Below are 16,289 nucleotides of genomic sequence, written 5' to 3'. Positions count from 1 at the left end.
CTCATGCTTGGCGCGTATTCAATATAACCAAAAAACACTACACATCAAGTCTGGCGGCGGTGGAGCAATTTGGCCTCCCCGCCGCCTCAGTGGCGGCTTGACCTTATTCGGCATCCGCGCCGTCGTGCCGATCGGCCAGCAGCAAGACCATGTGGAACACGATATCCGAGTGCCTGGCCAGTGCGATCAGATGCTCGCCGCTGGGTCCACGCTCGCCCGCAATCCAGTATTTCACGGTTCGCTCGCTGGCGCCCGTCCACCGCATCGCCGTCTTGACTGCTCGATGCGTCAAGCCGAGTTCGTCCCGAAGCGCCGCGGCAATGGCGGTCCGGTAGTCGGCGGCATCGGCTTCAAGGTGCACATTTGTGCCCGTTTTCGGCACAAATGTGCCCGTCTTGGTCCGCATCTCTGCGTCCTCCTTCGATAATACTCTGGGAAGGACATGAAAAGCGGCAGTTCGTATTTGCGCCCAATCTGCGGTAGAGGGCCATCAGCTCGAAGCAGCCCACATGATTTCTTGGGAGGCGGGCGTGGCTCGGGGAAAAGCACCATTATCCGAAGGAGAAACCGAGCCGTCCGCGCAGCTGCTGGCTGCGGAGTACGTCCGGATGTCGACCGAGCATCAACAGTATTCAACCCAGAACCAGGCGCAGACGATCCGCGAATACGCCGAACGCCGCGGCATCAGGATTGTCAAAACCTATTCGGATGATGCGAAAAGCGGCCTGATCATCGGCGGCAGGATGGCATTGCAGCAGATGATCGCCGATGTCGAATCCGGCGTGGCCGACTTCAGCGTGATTCTGGTCTATGACGTCACCCGCTGGGGACGTTTTCAGGACACCGACGAATCTGCCTATTACGAATATCGCTGCCGAAAGGCGGGAATGCAGGTCGCCTATTGCGCCGAGCAATTCGAGAACGATGGTTCTCCGACCTCTACCATCGTCAAAAGCGTCAAGCGGGCAATGGCGGGCGAATACAGCCGTGAGCTTTCAGTGAAGGTCTTCGCGGGCCAATGCCGTCTGATTGAGCTCGGCTATCGTCAGGGCGGCCCGGCGGGCTTCGGGTTGCGTCGCGCCCTGCTCAATGAGCGGGGCGAAGTAAAAACCGAACTGAAGCGCGGTGAGCACAAGAGCCTTCAGACGGATCGCGTCGTCCTGGTTCCCGGACCAGACGATGAGGTCCGGACGGTGCGCTGGATCTACAGCCAGTTTCTGAAGAAGGGCCTGTCGGAAACCGAAATTGCGACAGAACTGAACGCGCGCGGCATCCTCACCGATCTCGGGCGGGCCTGGACCCGCGCGACCGTCCATCAGATCCTGACCAATGAGAAATACATCGGCAACAACGTCTACAACCGGCGCTCGTTCAAGCTGAAGCGAAAGCGGGTCGCAAACGGCCCGGAGATGTGGATCCGCTCGGACGGCGCCTTCGATGCCATCGTCGAGCCGAAACAGTTTCAGAAGGCCCAGGCCATCATCGCGGCACGCAACCGTCGCTTCTCGGATGAGGTGATGCTGGAGCGCCTTGCCCGGCTCTTCCAGCGTCATGGTTACATTTCCGGGCTGGTGATCGACGAAGCAGATGGCATGCCGTCCAGCGGCGCCTATGCCCATCGCTTCGGCAGCCTGCTCAGGGCCTATTCCCTTGTCGGGTTCACCCCGGATCGCGACTATCGCTACATCGAAGCCAACCGCCTGTTGCGGCAATTTCACGGCGACGAGATTGAGCGCGTGATCCACGAAATCACCCTGCTTGGCGGTGCTGTGATCAGGAACCCTGCGACGGACCTGCTGACCATCAACGGCGAATTCACGGCATCCGTCGTCGTCGCCCGCTGCCGCGAAACCTCCTCAGGCGGCCTGCGCTGGAAGATCCGCTTCGACACCGGACTCGCGCCCGACATCACCATCGCCATCAGGATGAACCGCACGAACACTGACGCGCTCGATTACTACCTGCTGCCCCAATTCGAGATGCGGAGCAAACCTCTGGGGCTTGCAGAGGAGAATGGCCTGATGCTGGACGCCTTCCGCTTTGAAACGTTGAACTTTTTCTTCGACATGGCCCGGCGCGTTTCCGTTTCCGAGGTGACACCATGGTGAGCGATATCGAAACCCACGCCGAGGTTCAGATTATCCCCATTGCGGCCATCACCGTGGAAAATCCGCGAGAACGATCTGAAAAGACCTTTCGTGCGCTGGTGGACAGTATCGGCAAGGTCGGGCTGAAGAAGCCGATCACCGTCGCGCAGGATGACACGGCGTCAGGGGATGCCTATCGGCTGGTCTGCGGTCAGGGGCGGATGGAGGCCTATGTTGCACTGGGCGAAACCCACATCCCGGCCATCGTCGTGGACGCGAACGAGGTCGAACGACTTCTGCGTAGCGTGATCGAGAATATCGCCCGCCGTCAGCAGCGACCGCTCGAGCTGCTGCAGGACATCGCCATCCTGCGCGACCGAGGATACTCGGACCACGACATCACCGAGAAAACCGGATTGTCATGGTCGTACGTTCACGAAATCGGCGAGTTGATCGCCAACGGCGAGGAACGACTGCTGATCGCGGTCGAGACCGGTCAGATGCCCCTCAGCGTCGCACTGTATATCACGAGGGCGGAAGAGAAGGATGTGCAGAAGGCGCTGGAAGCGGCCTATGCCTCGGGTGAATTGCGCGGCAAGAAGCTGCTTGAAGCACGGCGGCTGGTGGAACTGCGCCACCGGCACGGCAAGAAAAAGGGTGCCACACGCACAAAACGATCTGGGGTGCGGATGACATCGGCGGCGCTGGTCCGGGCCTATCGTATCGAGGCAGAACGCCAGCAGGACATGATCCGCAGGGCCCAGTCGACGCGCGGCAACCTGCTGTTCCTCGACGCAGCGTTCCAGTCCCTGCTCAAGGATGAGAATTTCCTCACTTTGCTCCGTGCCGAGGGGTTGGATTCCCTGCCGAGCATGGTGGTCGACGGTCTCAAGGAACCTCGGGCATGACACATATGGGCAAAACGCCCCCGCCCAAGGGGCCAGGATTTGAGCCGACCCTGCGTCAGATCCCGATCGCCACCATCCTGCCGGTGAAGCAACTGCCGATCACGGTTCCCAAGGGCCAGAAGTATGCACAGATCGCCGCATCGATCCGCGAGGCCGGCTTGATCGAACCGCTCGTGGTTGCGCGCGCTCCTGGTCAGGACGGCACGTTCATCCTGCTCGATGGTCATGTCCGTCTGCATGTCTTGAAGGAAATGGGCGAGGAAACCGTCACCTCCCTGGTCGCCACAGACGACGAGTCTTTCACCTACAACAAGCGCATCAGCCGTCTCGCGACAATTCAGGAACACAAGATGATCTTGCGGGCCATTGAGCGTGGCGTGCCAGAGGCCCGTATTGCTGCTGCACTGAATGTGGATGTGGCGTTGATCCGGCGAAAGCGGACATTGCTGAACGGCATCTGCCCCGAGGCTGCTGAACTCCTGAAGGACAAGCATTGCCCGGTCAACAGTTTCAGGTCCCTGCGCAAGATGAAGCCCTTGCGGCAGATTCAAGCGGCGGAACTTATGATCGCCGCGAACAACTACACGGTGGCCTATACCGAGGCCATCCTTACCGCGACCGATGCCGAAGACCTTGTCGATCCGGAAATGAAAAAAGAAACCTCTGGCATTACGCGCGAACAGGCGGAGCGGATGAAGGCCGAAATGGCCAGCCTGCAGAAGAACATCAAGTTGATCGAGGGGACGCTTGGCCCCGATCATTTACGCCTTGTGGTAGCGGGTCGCTACGTCGAACGGCTGCTCACGAATGAACGGATCAATCGCTATCTCGAAAAGAACCATGGAGAGATCCTCGGCGAGTTAGGTCGAATCGTGGCGGGCCTGTCTCGACCGGAACCGTCTTCGGAAGGGCCCGACGAGGCGGACGATTAAGGGATTCTGGAACAATCTGACGATGGGGACCCGGACCCAGTTCAAGCGCGGGGACCGCGGGAGACGCCGGACTGTGGGCCGGATCAAGCGCGGAGGTGGGGATGGCGGCGAACCCGTTCGGAGCCCACCAAGGTCGGCGGACATATCGCCGACCACGCAGGTATTCTTTTGCGATGACTATCTGCGATGTTTGACGGGCGCGCTGCATTCGACCGGATATTGGGTGCCAGTTGGGTTGGCGGCGCGCCCGCGAGTGACCACGTTTTGGTTGGCCAACACTTCGGTACTCAATGCCTGTCTGCCGCGATGCAGGGCAGGCCAGAATGGATTGGGCCCGCAAGTCATCTCGATATCTCGCCGGCCAGCACCGCGAGTCCGTGCACCGCCAAGGTCGCTGAAAACCTCTGGCACTCAAACTTGCGGATCACATCGAGGACCCGCGCTTCGTAGGCAGCGTGTCCAATCAAGCGACACAAGTCGGACGCGTGGAACTGGCGGTTCGCCGTTGGTGCGGCTTGCATCTGTCTCAGCAATTCGCGCTCTTTGGGGTCCGTTGTTGGTCTCGCGGGCGGCTTGACCGCGGGACGAGTTGGAGTTCCCGACGAATTTCGCCACCGGCGCATGAAGCCAAGCAGGAAGCCGGCCGGCACCCTGCCGTTGCCTCGCGACCGGTTGAAGGCGAGGAAGCGATCCCAGATGACCTGGGTGTCGATGTTCCAGCAGGGCAACGTGGCCTTCACTGCTTTGATGAGCTCTGCCCAACTGGTCTGAAAAACGTTCGAACTCGCGGTGATATCGATCAGCCCTGAGAAGATAGTTTTGTTATTATTATCTCTAGATAGTGATGTGTCGCCTTCACCTGACACGAGATCATGGGTTTCACGCTCCTCGTCGAAGGCGGAAAACCGAAAGATCCAGGGCGCGAACTTGCCATTCGGCTTCGCCCGCTCGAGCTGCAACTGCGAAGCCTCAAGTTCGTTCAGAAGAACCGTAAGATACTGCCGTGAGACACCCATCTTCTCCGCCAGGGCCGAGAGGGTGAAGGCTGCCGTTCCGCGCGACAAACCGTTGTAGCCATCCTTCCAGGCGATGGCGTCGAGGATGAGGGTGGCAAGCTTGTGCGCTGCGACAGAGAGATTTGTCTGTGTAATCCGTCGCAGGATCAGGCCGGTCGTAGGTTCCATAGTCGAGGTCTCCTTGGAGATCCGACGCCATGTCGTGAGACAACAACATTCTTGCCAGCAAAACAACTTTGCTGGTTGCAGGTGTTTTAGCGGTGCGCTAGGAAACTCTTGTTCACGGAGTTTTCTAGCGCGGCGTCAGGCTTCACGGTCTGGCGTCGTATCCTTTTCTTGGGGGTTAAGGGGTGCCACGCTTGGTCGTCAGGGCAAGAACGACGAAGCGCGGGCCGGTTTGTCAGTAGTGAACTTCTTCGAATCCGTAGCTGCCTGCGTTATCTCGCCAGTCGACGAAGACGGATCGGTATAAATAGCTGCCACACCGATCAGGGATGCTCAGGCCAGCTGCGGCCGGCACTTGGCCAACGTTGGATCTTGTCCATCGGTAATCGCCCTGCACGCCGTAGGACCCCAATCGCGTGAGATCGCTATGATGACATGTGCCATCTCGGTTCTCGTACTGGCTATACTCGATGTGATAGACGCGAATGCTGCGCACGAAATCAAAGGCGTCGCCCGAAATGTCGATGTCGGCTTGCTCATCCGCTTGGACGCGGACTAGGGGAATTGGATTCGAGGCCTGCGGTTCGGGCGGATTGCGGAACGTGATGTCATAAAGGCGTTCCATAGGCGACATTGGACTGGGGTCTTTGAACGACACACCCATTGGGCACCGCCAGATTTGTAAGGGCGGCTCGATCGGCCATGGCGTGATCCGCCGAATGAAGACCGCTCTGGCATGCGCGCAGGGCGCAGAGGCAGGCCAACCGCCCGCAAGGCAGAGGAGGATCGCACAATCCACCTGATAGGCCTGAGCCGGAGCTGACGAGGCCATTAGTCCGGATATGCTTATTGCCGTGGCTGTTGCCACGCCGTGGATCACGTGCTTCATGATGCCGACTCCATCTATAATGGTGCAGCGATACGAAACAACATTAATGATAGCAAGGAGATTTGATTGATGGTTGCGTGCGATTGTTCGCTTGTCTAGCTTGATGGCTTCCAAGAACTGACGTCGGTTCTGGCTGCTTCGGCGTCTTGAAAGTGGCCAAAATTGCGGACCTCTTTCATGTTAACTTTCACTCAAATATCTGTAAAAAAATACAAATATAGCATTTCAATGCGGCCACGAAAGCGGTCATGGAAGAACAGGCCGCATGAGCCCGTCACACGGAGAGTCGCAGCGCTCATGGTCTCAGGAATGGCAGAACGGAAAACTGTCTCGCCTGGTTCCCCGGCGGGAATCCGGGCGCAGAAGGACGGGGTGGAGCAACGAGCCTATGTTGGGACCGAACATGACCTTGAAGATTTATGTCAGTATCTGATACGATTGAGCATGGATAGGAGAGTCTGATGCCAAACGTCCACCTGACCGAACCGATGCAGAAATATGTGCAGGCGCAGATCGAGTCCGGCGCCTACGCCAATTTGAGCGAAGTCGTGCGCGCCGGCGTCAGGATGCTGATGGAGCGGGATGGCGCCCGGCAGTTCTATTCCCTCAAGGCCGACCTAGAGGAAGCAGCCTCCCTGGCCGAAAATGGGGATTTCGCCGAGTTCGATGCTCATGCCTTCGAACCGGATGCGTTTGATCGCTGACCCACATGACAATTCGGCTTTCCGGTCGGGCCAGGGCCGACCTTGAAGAGATCCGTGCCTACACCGTCGAAACTTGGGGTAGGGACCGATGGCTCGTCTATTACCGCCAGTTGGTCAACGCCTTCGAGCAGATCACCGGGGATCCCGACCGGGGTCGGGACAGGAGTCTCTTCGTTCCGGGGATGCGGTCCGTCAACTGCCAACGTCACGTGATCTTCTACAAGCGGCTAGATGCGGCGGACGGGGCGGCAGTCATCCTGCGCATCGTGCACCTGCGCCGCAACATGCCCGCGCTCGTCTACTACGAGGATCTCGACGGCGGTTAAGCCCTTGCGTTTCCTCATTCCAATAGCTCGACCAGTTTCCCATAGTCTTCACTGACCTCGCGTGCCTCCTGAAACGCGCGTTGACGCTCGGCATCAAGGCAACGGAAGTATTCCTGGATGTCGGCGATGTAGCCCTCGAAATCAGAACGCAGCAGATCGGCATAGGCACGCATGTCTTCTTGCGACTGGGGCAAGAACGGTCGCTCGGGTGGTATGCAATCCGCAGCTGCGGCTACCGGCATGCTTCTAAGCAGGAACGCGAACAGCAACGGTGCGTTGCGCGCAATAAACAAGCGCAGGGCAAAACTCCTTTGCCGCCTTTAAGATTATCATTCTGTCGGATATCACCCTTATCGGAGCAAGGCGAACTTCGTCAACACGTTATTATTGTCTTGCTATCATTAATGTTGTTTTGTATCGCTCGCGGTGTTGCGACCCCGTGGGCCTGATACTGCACCCAGGCAGAACAAGGACCCAAGGGAAGGCCATGATAGAAGAAGCCCCGAATGTGGTTACAGAAGACGGACTGCGCGGCTTGCTCGCCGAGGGCTACCTCATTGAGGTGGTCTGCAAGGAGAGAGCAGAGAAGCGCCATAACAGCTGGTACGGCTCGTGGGTCATCCGCGCCGTCGCCACTGATGGGCGTGACGATAAGATGCTCGTCACCAGCCGAAGCGTCCTCAAGCTCCGCGACTTCAAAACCATCGTTGGCCTTGTCAGTTTCCTGGCCGACATGGGCTGTACGACCGCTAGCATCCCACTTGAAGAAGGTGGCCGCGAACGCCACGCCGCGCCTCCGGTCAAAGGCAGCTGACTGCGCGACTGCGCTCGTCGTTGCTTTGGGTACAGGCGTTTGTTCCGCGCCCCCGGCCCTGGCCGACGGTTTCATCTTTTCGGTTGGCCCAGACGGCCAATTGATTTCCACTTCTCAAGAGGCAAACGGGCGCCTTTTTCTCTTCGCAGAACCTCGCGTTCCTGACGCAACGAGCGAGACAGCGATCCCGGCTCGATCCGCCGCCCGCGCCACCCCAGAAATCCTCCATGCGATCGAGAGCACGGCTCTGCGGTATGCCGGGCATGGTGCGCTGCGTCGCGCGGGGCTTTCAGTCACTGATTGGGCGCTCCTTTACCGGGCCAATATCGAAGTCGAGAGCGCATACAATCCGGCTGCACGTAGCCCTGTCGGTGCGATAGGCCTTGGCCAGCTTATGCCGGATACCGCCCGCGACCTCGGCGTGGACCCACATGACATTGCGCAGAACCTCGACGGATCAGCCCGCTACTTGCTGATGATGCTCGACCAGTTCGGTGAGGGCTCTCTGGCCCTTGCGGCGTACAACGCTGGCCCTGAGGCGGTCACACGCCACGGCGGCATCCCCCCTTTTCGAGAAACCCAAGGGCATGTGGCCCGTGTGACTGCCGTGTTTGAGCGGCTCAGAGGAGATCTTTCATGACATCGAGACCTTCGATCGTCGCGCTCGGCGCGATGGCCCTTATCGTGCTGGCGGGTCCAGCGCTTGCACAGAGCATCGACCTCTCGCCGGTACAGACCCTGCTTCAAGGAATTGTCGATGCGATCACCGGCCCCTTGGGAATCGTGATCGGAACGCTTGCGCTGATCGGGGTGTTCCTTTCCTGGCTCTTTGGCATCCTCGACTTCCGTCAGGCGCTCTGGGTCGTGGTTGCAATCGCGGGCATCGCCGCAGCACCCACCATCGTCGCCGCCATCTGGACCACCTGAGCTCCGTCCATGGCTGACCAGTCCCGCGTGTTCATCGGCCTTCTCAGGCCACCCAAGCTGATGGGCTTGCCGATCATGTACGCCATGGTCTGGCTCTTCGGCTCGACGCTTCTGTTCCTCTGGGTGCAGAGCTGGGTGGTCGCTGTGTTCGCGGGGCTGGCCTGGCCGGCGCTCTGGAAGGCCGCAGACTGGGATCCGAACTTCCTCGATGTCCTGGTGATCACCCTGCAGGAAACCCCGCCCACGACGAACCGCAAGCTGCACGGAGGCGACAGCTATGCCCCGTGATGGACTTGCCGATGAGGTTGAGAACGCCAGCGATCCGCTGACCGCGCTACCCGCATGGGTCAAGGGCGAGAAGCGGCTCTCAATGATGCTGCCTTATGTGAGCCTCGTGAACGACCGAACGATCCGGACACGCGGCAACGAACTGATGCAGTGCATCCGCCTCGAAGGGGTGAACAGCACCACGAGCGAGGACGGGCATCTCGACCGTATCGGAGGGTTGCTGGCTGGCATCGTGGCGCAGGTCGGGACCGAGTTCTCATTCTACCTGCACAAGGTGTCGAAAGCGGTCGATGTGACCCTGCCGCCCGTTCCGGGCGAAGGGTTTGCGGCTGCCGTCGACGAACGATGGCACGCGCATCTCGGCCGCGCGGGTTTGCGCGACAAGACGCTGACCCTGACGGTGCTGAAGCGACCCGAGACCGGCAGCCGCTTGCCCTTCGGTCTGGGCGCGTCCCGCGCCCGGCATGCGGCGGACACGACCCGACGCTTGCGCAAGCTCGACGAGGTGGTGGGGTTTCTGCTGTCGTCCTTCGATGAGCTGAAGCCCCGCCTGCTGGCCGCCAGCGGCGGCGAGCTTCTGGGCTTCCTCGGCTCCCTCAACACCGGCGAAGAACATCCGCTCTTCCCCCGGTCGCGCCTCGGTGTGATCGCCGAGGACGTAGCCAATACCCGCGTCACCTTCCGCGGCACGACCATCGCGCTCTCCGACGGTGCCGTGGGCGACAAGCTCGGCGCGATCTTCGCGGTGAAGAACTACCCCGCCAAGACCGACAGCCTGATGCTCGACGAGCTGAACCTGCCCGTCGACATGGTGGTCACCCATTCTTTCGTGCCGATCAACGCCAACATCATGGCCGGCAGGATCAAGCGGCAGCTGCGCCTCATGCAGGCCGCCAATGACGGGGCCGTCAGCCTCGCGCAGGAGTTGGAACTGGCCCAAGACGATCTGGAATCGAAACGCCTGATCTTCGGCGAACATCATATGACGGTGGCGGTCTATGCGCGGACCCAAGCGGCACTCGACGACATCGCGGCCGAGATCCGCAATATCTCGGCCACCTCCGGCATCAACCTGATCTCGGAAGCCTTCGGGGGGCGGGCGCATTTCATGGCGCAGCATCCCGGGAACACCGGGGCGCGCAGCCGAAAGGCCGCGATCACGAACCACAACTTCGCCGATCTCGCCACCTTCCACCGCACGCCGCTCGGCAAGACCGGTAGGGAAGTGCCATGGGGCGTGCCGATCACGCTTTTCCCGACACCGGAGCGCAGCGGGTTTCGCTTCAGCTTCCACGAACAGGGCGCGCCGGATCGCGAACCCACGGGAGGCCACACGCTAATCCTCGGCCGTCCCGGCTCCGGCAAATCCGTCCTGGCGGCCTTCCTGATGACCATGGCACGGCGGGCAGGTGCGCGGGTCTTCGTCTTCGACTATCGCGCGGGGATGGAGATGGCCGTCCGCGCGCTCGGAGGCAGCTATTCGACCGTGCGGGCGGGGCGCCCCACGGGCCTCAATCCGCTCCAGACCGAGATCGACGTGCGGGGCCAGGCATGGCTTGCTGATTGGCTCGCGAGCCTCTTGGAGCGGCGCGATCGACCGCTAACCCCGGTTCAGACCAACCGATTGCAAGAAGTCGTGCGCCAGAACGCAAGCGCAGGACATGCGGGCCTACGAAACTGGTCGGATTTCGCCTCGCTGCTGGTCTCGACCGATGACGAGGGCGATCTCTTCGAGCGTATGCAGGAATGGACGGCCGAGGGTCGCTACGGCTGGATCTTCGGGGCCAATGCCGAGGACAGTTTCAGCATCGATGGCGACGTCGCGGGCTTTGACCTCACTGGCATTCTCGATTCCGAGAGTGAGCGGGAACGCATGGCCGTCCTGTCCTACCTCTTTCGCCGGGTCGAGCGGGTGATCGAGGACCGCAAGCCCACCATCATCGTCATCGACGAGGCATGGAAAGCCCTCGACAACGCCTACTTTGCGGAGCGACTCAGCAACTGGCTGGTGACCGCCCGCAAGCAGAACGCCGTCGTCGTGATGATGACGCAATATGCCAGCCAGCTCGAGCGCACGCGCACCGGCAAGACCATCGTGGAAGCTGTGCCAACCCAGGTGCTCTTGCCCAACATTCGTGCTTCCGCCGCTGACTACGCGATGCTCGGCCTGACCGAGAAAGAGCTCGACGTGCTTCTAGGCGTCGGCTCGGCCTCGCGGCTCGCGCTTGTACGCGACGACCGTGGTTCCGTCGTGATCGATGCCGATCTCAGCGCGCTCGGCCCGCTCGTGACCATCCTTGGCGGAATGGAGAAGGGCGAAGCGCTTGTCGGCGCCGATTATCGCGAACGTCCTGATTTCTGGAGAGTGACATGACCCGTACCATCATTCGCAGCGTCGTGCTGCTCGGGCTCGGCCTGACGTTGACAGCCTGTGCGCAGCATAACGCCCCGCAAGCCAACTGCTTCAGTTTTCGCGAGGCTCCTGTGCAGGCAGGAACCGCCACCGCCACGATCTCGACCATGGGGGCGGAGGTCACGCGCCGCGACACGGCCTGCGATTTTGTCCTCTTGGGGGCGAGCGGCTAAGCCAATGCGGACCTGGCTTCCTCTCTCGATGATCGGTTTTGCGCTGGCAGGTCCCACGGCGGGGCCAGCGATCGCCCAGGGCGTGCCGACCTTCGACCTGCGCCTCTTCGCGGAGCGGCAGGCCATCCTTGAGCAGACCGATCGTGACCTGGCACTGCAGCAGGACCGGCTAAGCCGCGAGGAGGAACTGGCCGAAATCGAGCGCCAGCAACTCGCCTCCCTCGAAGGGCTGATGGATGCCATGTCGCTTGGCGCTGGAGACGTGGCCGGAACCGTGGCGGGGCTCGAGGCGGGGCAGGGGGCGGTAGACAACGTCGAAAGCGCGGCCGCCAGTCTTTATGCGCCCGAGGACGCCAATCCAGCGGCAGCGCGGATGTTCGGCGATGCCCGGGAGGGGATCGAGGAGCTGATCATCCGCGCAGCACGCGACACCCATAGTCTGTCCGGGGTCGGCCGCGCAGGTCTTTCGCTCGTGCAATGGCGCTGTCTCTTGCAGGCGCTGATCTGGCAGGAAAGCCGTTTCCAGATCGGGGCACGCTCACCCGTGGGGGCCTTCGGACTTACCCAGATCATGCCCGGTACCGCGGGGGATCTCGGGATCTACCCGGCCTATTACGACGATCCCTATCTGCAGGTCACCGGCGGTGCGCGATACCTCGCACAAATGCTGAACATGTTCGATGGCAACATTATCCATGCGCTCGCCGCCTATAACGCCGGGCCGGGCAATGTGCAGGATTATGGCGGTGTGCCGCCTTTCGCGGAAACCCAGCATTATGTCGTGGTGATCCCGCAGCAGTACAACAGCTACCTCGCGGCCGTAGGCGGCATCGATGCCCTCGGCACCATCGACCCTGTGCTCCTCGCCAACGCGAGTTTCAGCCTCTCGGCCCACGGCGCAGGGGTCTATGGCGACTATTCGCTGGTCTCGGTCCGTGCCGCCGCCCTGCGGGTTCAGGACATCATCACCCGCATTGGTGAGACCGAGGATCTCCACGAGGCCATCGCGCTCAACACCTATGCCCGGGCCGAACTGGCCCGGCTGGTCGCAATCCGGACCCGGATCAAGGCCGCACGAACCGAGCCACTCAGCGCCGAGCAGTTCGCCTTGGCGGCAGCGCAGGCTGCCGAACGGCAATACATGGATTTTAGTCAGGAGGATTTGCGTTGAACCTGCGCCTGCCCCGTTCCCTTTTCGCCGGTAGCATCGCTCTCGCGCTTGCCCTCAATGTCACCGGACCTGTCGCGGCACAGGGTGTGCCCACGGTGGACACTCAGAACATTGCTCAGGAAATCCGCCAGCTTCAACAGATGCTGCAGGATTTCGGGATCCAGACCGATCTTCTGGACAATGCGTTGGAGCAACTGGACATGCTGCAAAGCCAACTCGATCAGCTGAACGAGATGTATGCCTCGCTCACCGGGCCGCGCAGCATCCTCGGACTTGCCATGGGCGGGGACCTCGACACCTTGCTTGAGGCCAACTTCGAAGACATCCCCGGCCTGATCCGAGGCATCCAGGCGGGCGATTGGAGCGCGCTCATCGGGCCCAATGCCGGGCCCATGCGCACGCAGATGGAACAGGCGCTGGCAAGCGCCGGGTTCGACGAGGATTCACTCCGCGAGATCGCCACCAGCGGCAATCCGGGCGCCGAAGGCGTTGCTACGCGGGCAACCACAGGTGCTGTGATGTCGGCGGCGGCGCAGAACAGCCACGCAGAGGCGGAACAGTCGCTCGAACGGGTGGAACGTCTGGTCGAGATGATCCCGGACATGGAAGATCTCAAAGCCTCGATGGATCATAACACACGCGTCACGGCGGAACTCGCCATCGCCATGACCCGGATGTGGGAGCTGGAAGCGATCCAGACCCTCGGCGCAGGCAATGCAGGCGTGGTTGATGCCGCCACCGTCGCCGAAGAGCGCCGCTACATGGACTTCACCTTGCCGGATCTTGAGCCATGAGTGGGGCAGGCGTGATGACTGCGCGCGAACTCGTGGAAGAGGAACTTGTTTACGGTGCCCTGCGCCGTGAACAGCTTTGGCGAGTGATCGGCCTTTCCGGGGCGGGCTTTGGCGTATTCGGCTGTTTGACGGCTGCGGCTGTCGCGCTGATGATCGAAACGCCGCCTCCCGTGGTTGTGCCCTACGATCCCGCGACCGGGATGGCGCTCCCCAATGCCACGGTTGAAACCGTGTCGCTCTCCGAACGGCCTGCCGTGATCGAAGCGCAAATCTACCGCTACATTCTCGACCGCGAAACCTACAACCAGCTCGACAACGATCTTCGTGTCCGCCGTGTCCTGGCACAGTCTTCCGGGTCGGCCGAGGCCAGCATGCGCGCGATGTGGACATCGGGTCAGGAGAACTATCCGCCGACGCGATACGGGGCTGCGGCCGAGATGGCCGTTGAGATCGCATCGATCAACCTTATTGGCGAGAACCGCGCACAGGTGCGGCTCAGAAAGCGCCTGACAAGTCCGCAGGGGGTACAGGATGGATCGTTCACTGCCACGTTGATGTTCGAATTCCGGCCCGAGCGGACCCGCGCGATCGACGATGTCTGGCAAAACCCTTTCGGTTTCACCGTCACCCAATATGCCATCCGATCGGACCGTTCCGAATGACTAGCACTCCAATCTTTACCTTGTTGGCCGCCAGTTTTCTCACGTTCGCGGGATCGACTGCCTTGGCCGAGACCACGCCCCGCCCAGGTTCTCATGACAACCGCGTGCGCGTCGCGACTTGGACTGAAGGCCAGGTTTACCGTGTCGTTACGACTCTGACCCGCGTCACCACAGTCGAATTCGGTGAGGGTGAAACCATCCGCTCGATCATCGCCGGCGATACGGTCGGGTTTCAATTCGACGGTGTCCCGGGTGGCCGTGCCTTCGCCATCAAGCCGACAGCATCTGGCGTCGCCACCAACATCACCGTCTACACCAACCGCCGCTCCTACTACTTCCATGTCGTCGAAGCCCGGGAGACGCCGCATTATGTCGTGCAGTTCCGCTATCCTGAAAACCGCGTGCAACCCACTAGGGCGGTTGCGGCCGATGCGCCGAATGCGAACTATGCGGTCAGCGCCCGAGAAGAGTTCACGCCGACGGCCATCTGGGATGATGGTACCTTCACGTATTTCCGGTTTGCACGGAACGCGCCGGTGCCCGCCATCTTCCGATATTCGAACGGAAGGGAACGCGCGGTGAACAGCCACACCTCGAGTGACGGCGTCATTCGCGTGTCTGGCGTCAACCGACAATGGGTCCTTCGCCTTGGCGAAGATGTGGTTTGCGTCCAGGACGCAGGGCAGGCCACATCATGACCGAAGGTACGGAAGACCTCGCCGCGCGCCTCGCGGCTCTCGAAGGCTCGACAGGCAAAGCGAAGGCAAGCAAGCGGCCTGCGCCGCTTGCCGCGATCCTTGGGGTCGTCGGCATCGCGGCAGCAGGCGGTCTGGCATGGGCTGCCCTGCAGCCATCAGCAGAAGCACCAATGGCGACCGCCGCGCCGGAGGAGTTCCAGAGCAGCGGCCCCGGATTCGGAGATCTGGCGCCGATTTCTGCCCCGCAGCCCAGCCAAGCCCCGCCTGCGGACACAGGTCCGAGCGAGTCGGAACTCGCGCTGATGGAAAGTCTTGCGACATTGAGAGCGGAACTCGAGGACCTGCGCGCAAGACCGGCCGAGGCCGCAGATAGCGGGGCGGAGCAGGCGATTGCAGACCTGACGGCGCAAATTGCCAACTTACATGAAGCATCCGCCGAGGCGCAGCGTGCCCTCGAGCGTCAGCTGACCGAGCGGGATCGCGAATTGGATCAGCTCCGCATGGACTTGGAACTTGCACGGCTTGCACCACCAGAGCCGACCTCATTGGGACCAAGTGAAGAAGAATTGCGGCTGGCCGAACTCGAAAGGCGGCGCGCAGCCGAAGCTGAGGCCCGCGCAGAGCGCATCGCGTCTCCTATGATCGCGTTCTCCGGGATGGGCGCGGGTGCGGATAGGGAGAATACGCTGGAAGCCGCGCGTCTGAATGCAGATGAAGCCTTTGTTCGTTCGGGCGCGCAACCAGCACAGGTGACACGTGCCGAAGTGATCGCGAACCCATCGAACACGGTTGTTCAAGGCACCATGATTCAGGCTGTGACAGAGACGGCCCTCGACAGCACACTGCCCGGCGCGATCCGCGCCATCGTCTCGGAAGACGTCCATTCTTTCGATGGAACGCGTATCCTGATCCCGCGCGGCGCGCGGCTGATCGGGCGCTACCGCTCCGATGTCGCACTTGCCCAATCGCGCGTCATGGTGGCATGGGACCGGATCATCTTGCCCGATAATCAGACCGTGCAGATCAGCGCCTTCGGTGGAGACGAACTCGGCCGTACTGGCACCACCGGGTTTGTCGACACCCGTTTCGCGCAACGCTTCGGCTCCGCCGCGCTGATCTCCTTGATCGGCGCCTTGCCTGCGGCTGCGGCGGGTCAAATCGACAGCGAGGCGGCGGCCGATGTTGCGAGCGATGTCGGCACGGATCTGCGCGATAGCACGCAAAGCGTGATGCAGGACTATCTGGCGATCCGGCCAGTGATACATGTCGATCAGGGTACACGGATCACGGTCATGGTCGATCGTGACCTGGAGATCTTCTGA

20 protein-coding genes are annotated in these 16,289 nt (G+C 61.3%); 16 read left to right on the top strand and 4 right to left on the bottom strand.

All coding sequences use genetic code 11. From position 1 onward, the window contains the following. Positions 1–103: 103 nt before the first annotated feature. Positions 104–406, bottom strand: coding sequence for a helix-turn-helix transcriptional regulator (locus G0Q01_RS08940; protein WP_089849698.1), 303 nt, complete (start codon positions 404–406; stop codon positions 104–106). Between the two features lie 103 nt (positions 407–509). On the opposite strand from G0Q01_RS08940, the gene G0Q01_RS08935 reads away from it, so the two are divergent. Genes G0Q01_RS08935 through G0Q01_RS08925 form a run of 3 tightly spaced genes read left to right on the top strand, consistent with a single transcriptional unit; the run spans position 510 to position 3,927 of the window. Beyond that, positions 510–2,108 carry a recombinase family protein gene (locus tag G0Q01_RS08935; protein ID WP_226562356.1) on the top strand — a complete coding sequence of 533 codons (1,599 nt, stop codon included), beginning with the start codon at positions 510–512 and terminating at the stop codon, positions 2,106–2,108. Then, positions 2,102–2,995 (top strand): ParB/RepB/Spo0J family partition protein, encoded by an 894-nt coding sequence (locus G0Q01_RS08930; protein ID WP_089849702.1) that lies wholly within the window; start codon positions 2,102–2,104, stop codon positions 2,993–2,995. The genes G0Q01_RS08935 and G0Q01_RS08930 overlap by 7 nt, the downstream gene beginning before the upstream one ends. Further along, positions 2,992–3,927: a plasmid partitioning protein RepB C-terminal domain-containing protein gene (locus G0Q01_RS08925; RefSeq protein ID WP_089849704.1), complete on the top strand. Its 936-nt coding sequence runs from the start codon at positions 2,992–2,994 to the stop codon at positions 3,925–3,927. Before G0Q01_RS08930 ends, G0Q01_RS08925 begins: the two co-directional genes overlap by 4 nt. 341 nt (positions 3,928–4,268) lie before the next feature. On the opposite strand, the gene G0Q01_RS08920 is transcribed toward G0Q01_RS08925, so the two are convergent. Both G0Q01_RS08920 and G0Q01_RS08915 read right to left on the bottom strand, forming a co-directional pair. After that, positions 4,269–5,111 (bottom strand): hypothetical protein, encoded by an 843-nt coding sequence (locus G0Q01_RS08920; RefSeq protein ID WP_089849706.1) that lies wholly within the window; start codon positions 5,109–5,111, stop codon positions 4,269–4,271. A gap of 232 nt (positions 5,112–5,343) precedes the next feature. Further along, a complete protein-coding gene (locus tag G0Q01_RS08915) occupies positions 5,344–5,997 on the bottom strand; it encodes a hypothetical protein (RefSeq protein ID WP_226562355.1) in 654 nt (217 codons plus the stop codon). Positions 5,998–6,458: 461 nt separating this feature from the next. Between G0Q01_RS08915 and G0Q01_RS08910 the strand changes: the two genes are divergently transcribed. Together G0Q01_RS08910 and G0Q01_RS08905 are read left to right on the top strand one after the other, a co-directional pair. Further along, a complete protein-coding gene (locus G0Q01_RS08910; protein ID WP_089849711.1) occupies positions 6,459–6,701 on the top strand; it encodes a type II toxin-antitoxin system ParD family antitoxin in 243 nt (80 codons plus the stop codon). Positions 6,702–6,706: 5 nt separating this feature from the next. Beyond that, positions 6,707–7,027: a type II toxin-antitoxin system RelE/ParE family toxin gene (locus G0Q01_RS08905; RefSeq protein ID WP_089849714.1), complete on the top strand. Its 321-nt coding sequence runs from the start codon at positions 6,707–6,709 to the stop codon at positions 7,025–7,027. Positions 7,028–7,041: 14 nt separating this feature from the next. On the opposite strand, the gene G0Q01_RS08900 is transcribed toward G0Q01_RS08905, so the two are convergent. After that, positions 7,042–7,269 (bottom strand): hypothetical protein, encoded by a 228-nt coding sequence (locus G0Q01_RS08900; RefSeq protein WP_057796709.1) that lies wholly within the window; start codon positions 7,267–7,269, stop codon positions 7,042–7,044. A 245-nt stretch (positions 7,270–7,514) separates the two neighbouring features. Here G0Q01_RS08900 and G0Q01_RS08895 point away from each other — a divergent pair, with 245 nt between their 5' ends. Genes G0Q01_RS08895 through G0Q01_RS08845 form a run of 11 tightly spaced genes read left to right on the top strand, consistent with a single transcriptional unit; the run spans position 7,515 to position 16,289 of the window. Continuing rightward, positions 7,515–7,841 (top strand): hypothetical protein, encoded by a 327-nt coding sequence (locus G0Q01_RS08895; protein ID WP_010138156.1) that lies wholly within the window; start codon positions 7,515–7,517, stop codon positions 7,839–7,841. Then, complete coding sequence (locus G0Q01_RS08890; protein WP_089849717.1) at positions 7,798–8,481, top strand: lytic transglycosylase domain-containing protein; 684 nt, start codon at positions 7,798–7,800, stop codon at positions 8,479–8,481. Before G0Q01_RS08895 ends, G0Q01_RS08890 begins: the two co-directional genes overlap by 44 nt. Beyond that, positions 8,478–8,768, top strand: coding sequence for a TrbC/VirB2 family protein (locus tag G0Q01_RS08885; RefSeq protein WP_054540759.1), 291 nt, complete (start codon positions 8,478–8,480; stop codon positions 8,766–8,768). Before G0Q01_RS08890 ends, G0Q01_RS08885 begins: the two co-directional genes overlap by 4 nt. Positions 8,769–8,777: 9 nt before the next feature. Beyond that, positions 8,778–9,056, top strand: coding sequence for a type IV secretion system protein VirB3 (locus G0Q01_RS08880; RefSeq protein WP_009574151.1), 279 nt, complete (start codon positions 8,778–8,780; stop codon positions 9,054–9,056). Next, positions 9,046–11,430, top strand: a complete 2,385-nt coding sequence (locus G0Q01_RS08875; RefSeq protein WP_089849720.1) for a type IV secretion system protein B4 — start codon at positions 9,046–9,048, stop codon at positions 11,428–11,430. Before G0Q01_RS08880 ends, G0Q01_RS08875 begins: the two co-directional genes overlap by 11 nt. After that, positions 11,427–11,642, top strand: coding sequence for a hypothetical protein (locus G0Q01_RS08870; RefSeq protein ID WP_089849723.1), 216 nt, complete (start codon positions 11,427–11,429; stop codon positions 11,640–11,642). The genes G0Q01_RS08875 and G0Q01_RS08870 overlap by 4 nt, the downstream gene beginning before the upstream one ends. Positions 11,643–11,646: 4 nt before the next feature. Continuing rightward, entirely contained in the window at positions 11,647–12,813 is a 1,167-nt protein-coding gene (locus G0Q01_RS08865; RefSeq protein ID WP_089849725.1) for a lytic transglycosylase domain-containing protein, read from the top strand. Next, positions 12,810–13,607, top strand: a complete 798-nt coding sequence (locus tag G0Q01_RS08860; RefSeq protein ID WP_028095516.1) for a type IV secretion system protein — start codon at positions 12,810–12,812, stop codon at positions 13,605–13,607. Before G0Q01_RS08865 ends, G0Q01_RS08860 begins: the two co-directional genes overlap by 4 nt. A gap of 14 nt (positions 13,608–13,621) precedes the next feature. Continuing rightward, positions 13,622–14,269, top strand: coding sequence for a virB8 family protein (locus tag G0Q01_RS08855; RefSeq protein WP_089849825.1), 648 nt, complete (start codon positions 13,622–13,624; stop codon positions 14,267–14,269). Continuing rightward, the gene (locus G0Q01_RS08850; protein ID WP_164213297.1) at positions 14,266–14,967 is read left to right on the top strand and encodes a TrbG/VirB9 family P-type conjugative transfer protein; all 702 of its coding nucleotides are present in this window, start codon (positions 14,266–14,268) and stop codon (positions 14,965–14,967) included. The genes G0Q01_RS08855 and G0Q01_RS08850 overlap by 4 nt, the downstream gene beginning before the upstream one ends. After that, a complete protein-coding gene (locus G0Q01_RS08845; RefSeq protein WP_089849727.1) occupies positions 14,964–16,289 on the top strand; it encodes a TrbI/VirB10 family protein in 1,326 nt (441 codons plus the stop codon). Before G0Q01_RS08850 ends, G0Q01_RS08845 begins: the two co-directional genes overlap by 4 nt.

Origin of the sequence: Salipiger sp. PrR007, assembly GCF_010499845.1 — a bacterium.
Classification (GTDB): Bacteria; Pseudomonadota; Alphaproteobacteria; order Rhodobacterales; family Rhodobacteraceae; genus Salipiger; species Salipiger pacificus_A.
This window is presented reverse-complemented; position numbering and strand designations above follow the sequence as displayed.

What these genes read in the sequence shown, in the direction of transcription:
- G0Q01_RS08865 (WP_089849725.1), top strand. Translation starts at nt 11,647, where the DNA reads ATGCGGACCTGGCTTCCTCTCTCGATGATCGGTTTTGCGCTGGCAGGT.
- G0Q01_RS08880 (WP_009574151.1), top strand. Translation starts at nt 8,778, where the DNA reads ATGGCTGACCAGTCCCGCGTGTTCATCGGCCTTCTCAGGCCACCCAAG.
- G0Q01_RS08930 (WP_089849702.1), top strand. Translation starts at nt 2,102, where the DNA reads ATGGTGAGCGATATCGAAACCCACGCCGAGGTTCAGATTATCCCCATT.
- G0Q01_RS08940 (WP_089849698.1), bottom strand. Translation starts at nt 406, where the DNA reads ATGCGGACCAAGACGGGCACATTTGTGCCGAAAACGGGCACAAATGTG.
- G0Q01_RS08850 (WP_164213297.1), top strand. Translation starts at nt 14,266, where the DNA reads ATGACTAGCACTCCAATCTTTACCTTGTTGGCCGCCAGTTTTCTCACG.
- G0Q01_RS08910 (WP_089849711.1), top strand. Translation starts at nt 6,459, where the DNA reads ATGCCAAACGTCCACCTGACCGAACCGATGCAGAAATATGTGCAGGCG.
- G0Q01_RS08925 (WP_089849704.1), top strand. Translation starts at nt 2,992, where the DNA reads ATGACACATATGGGCAAAACGCCCCCGCCCAAGGGGCCAGGATTTGAG.
- G0Q01_RS08915 (WP_226562355.1), bottom strand. Translation starts at nt 5,997, where the DNA reads ATGAAGCACGTGATCCACGGCGTGGCAACAGCCACGGCAATAAGCATA.
- G0Q01_RS08855 (WP_089849825.1), top strand. Translation starts at nt 13,622, where the DNA reads ATGACTGCGCGCGAACTCGTGGAAGAGGAACTTGTTTACGGTGCCCTG.
- G0Q01_RS08870 (WP_089849723.1), top strand. Translation starts at nt 11,427, where the DNA reads ATGACCCGTACCATCATTCGCAGCGTCGTGCTGCTCGGGCTCGGCCTG.
- G0Q01_RS08895 (WP_010138156.1), top strand. Translation starts at nt 7,515, where the DNA reads ATGATAGAAGAAGCCCCGAATGTGGTTACAGAAGACGGACTGCGCGGC.
- G0Q01_RS08885 (WP_054540759.1), top strand. Translation starts at nt 8,478, where the DNA reads ATGACATCGAGACCTTCGATCGTCGCGCTCGGCGCGATGGCCCTTATC.
- G0Q01_RS08900 (WP_057796709.1), bottom strand. Translation starts at nt 7,269, where the DNA reads ATGCCGGTAGCCGCAGCTGCGGATTGCATACCACCCGAGCGACCGTTC.
- G0Q01_RS08845 (WP_089849727.1), top strand. Translation starts at nt 14,964, where the DNA reads ATGACCGAAGGTACGGAAGACCTCGCCGCGCGCCTCGCGGCTCTCGAA.
- G0Q01_RS08920 (WP_089849706.1), bottom strand. Translation starts at nt 5,111, where the DNA reads ATGGAACCTACGACCGGCCTGATCCTGCGACGGATTACACAGACAAAT.
- G0Q01_RS08935 (WP_226562356.1), top strand. Translation starts at nt 510, where the DNA reads ATGATTTCTTGGGAGGCGGGCGTGGCTCGGGGAAAAGCACCATTATCC.
- G0Q01_RS08905 (WP_089849714.1), top strand. Translation starts at nt 6,707, where the DNA reads ATGACAATTCGGCTTTCCGGTCGGGCCAGGGCCGACCTTGAAGAGATC.
- G0Q01_RS08875 (WP_089849720.1), top strand. Translation starts at nt 9,046, where the DNA reads ATGCCCCGTGATGGACTTGCCGATGAGGTTGAGAACGCCAGCGATCCG.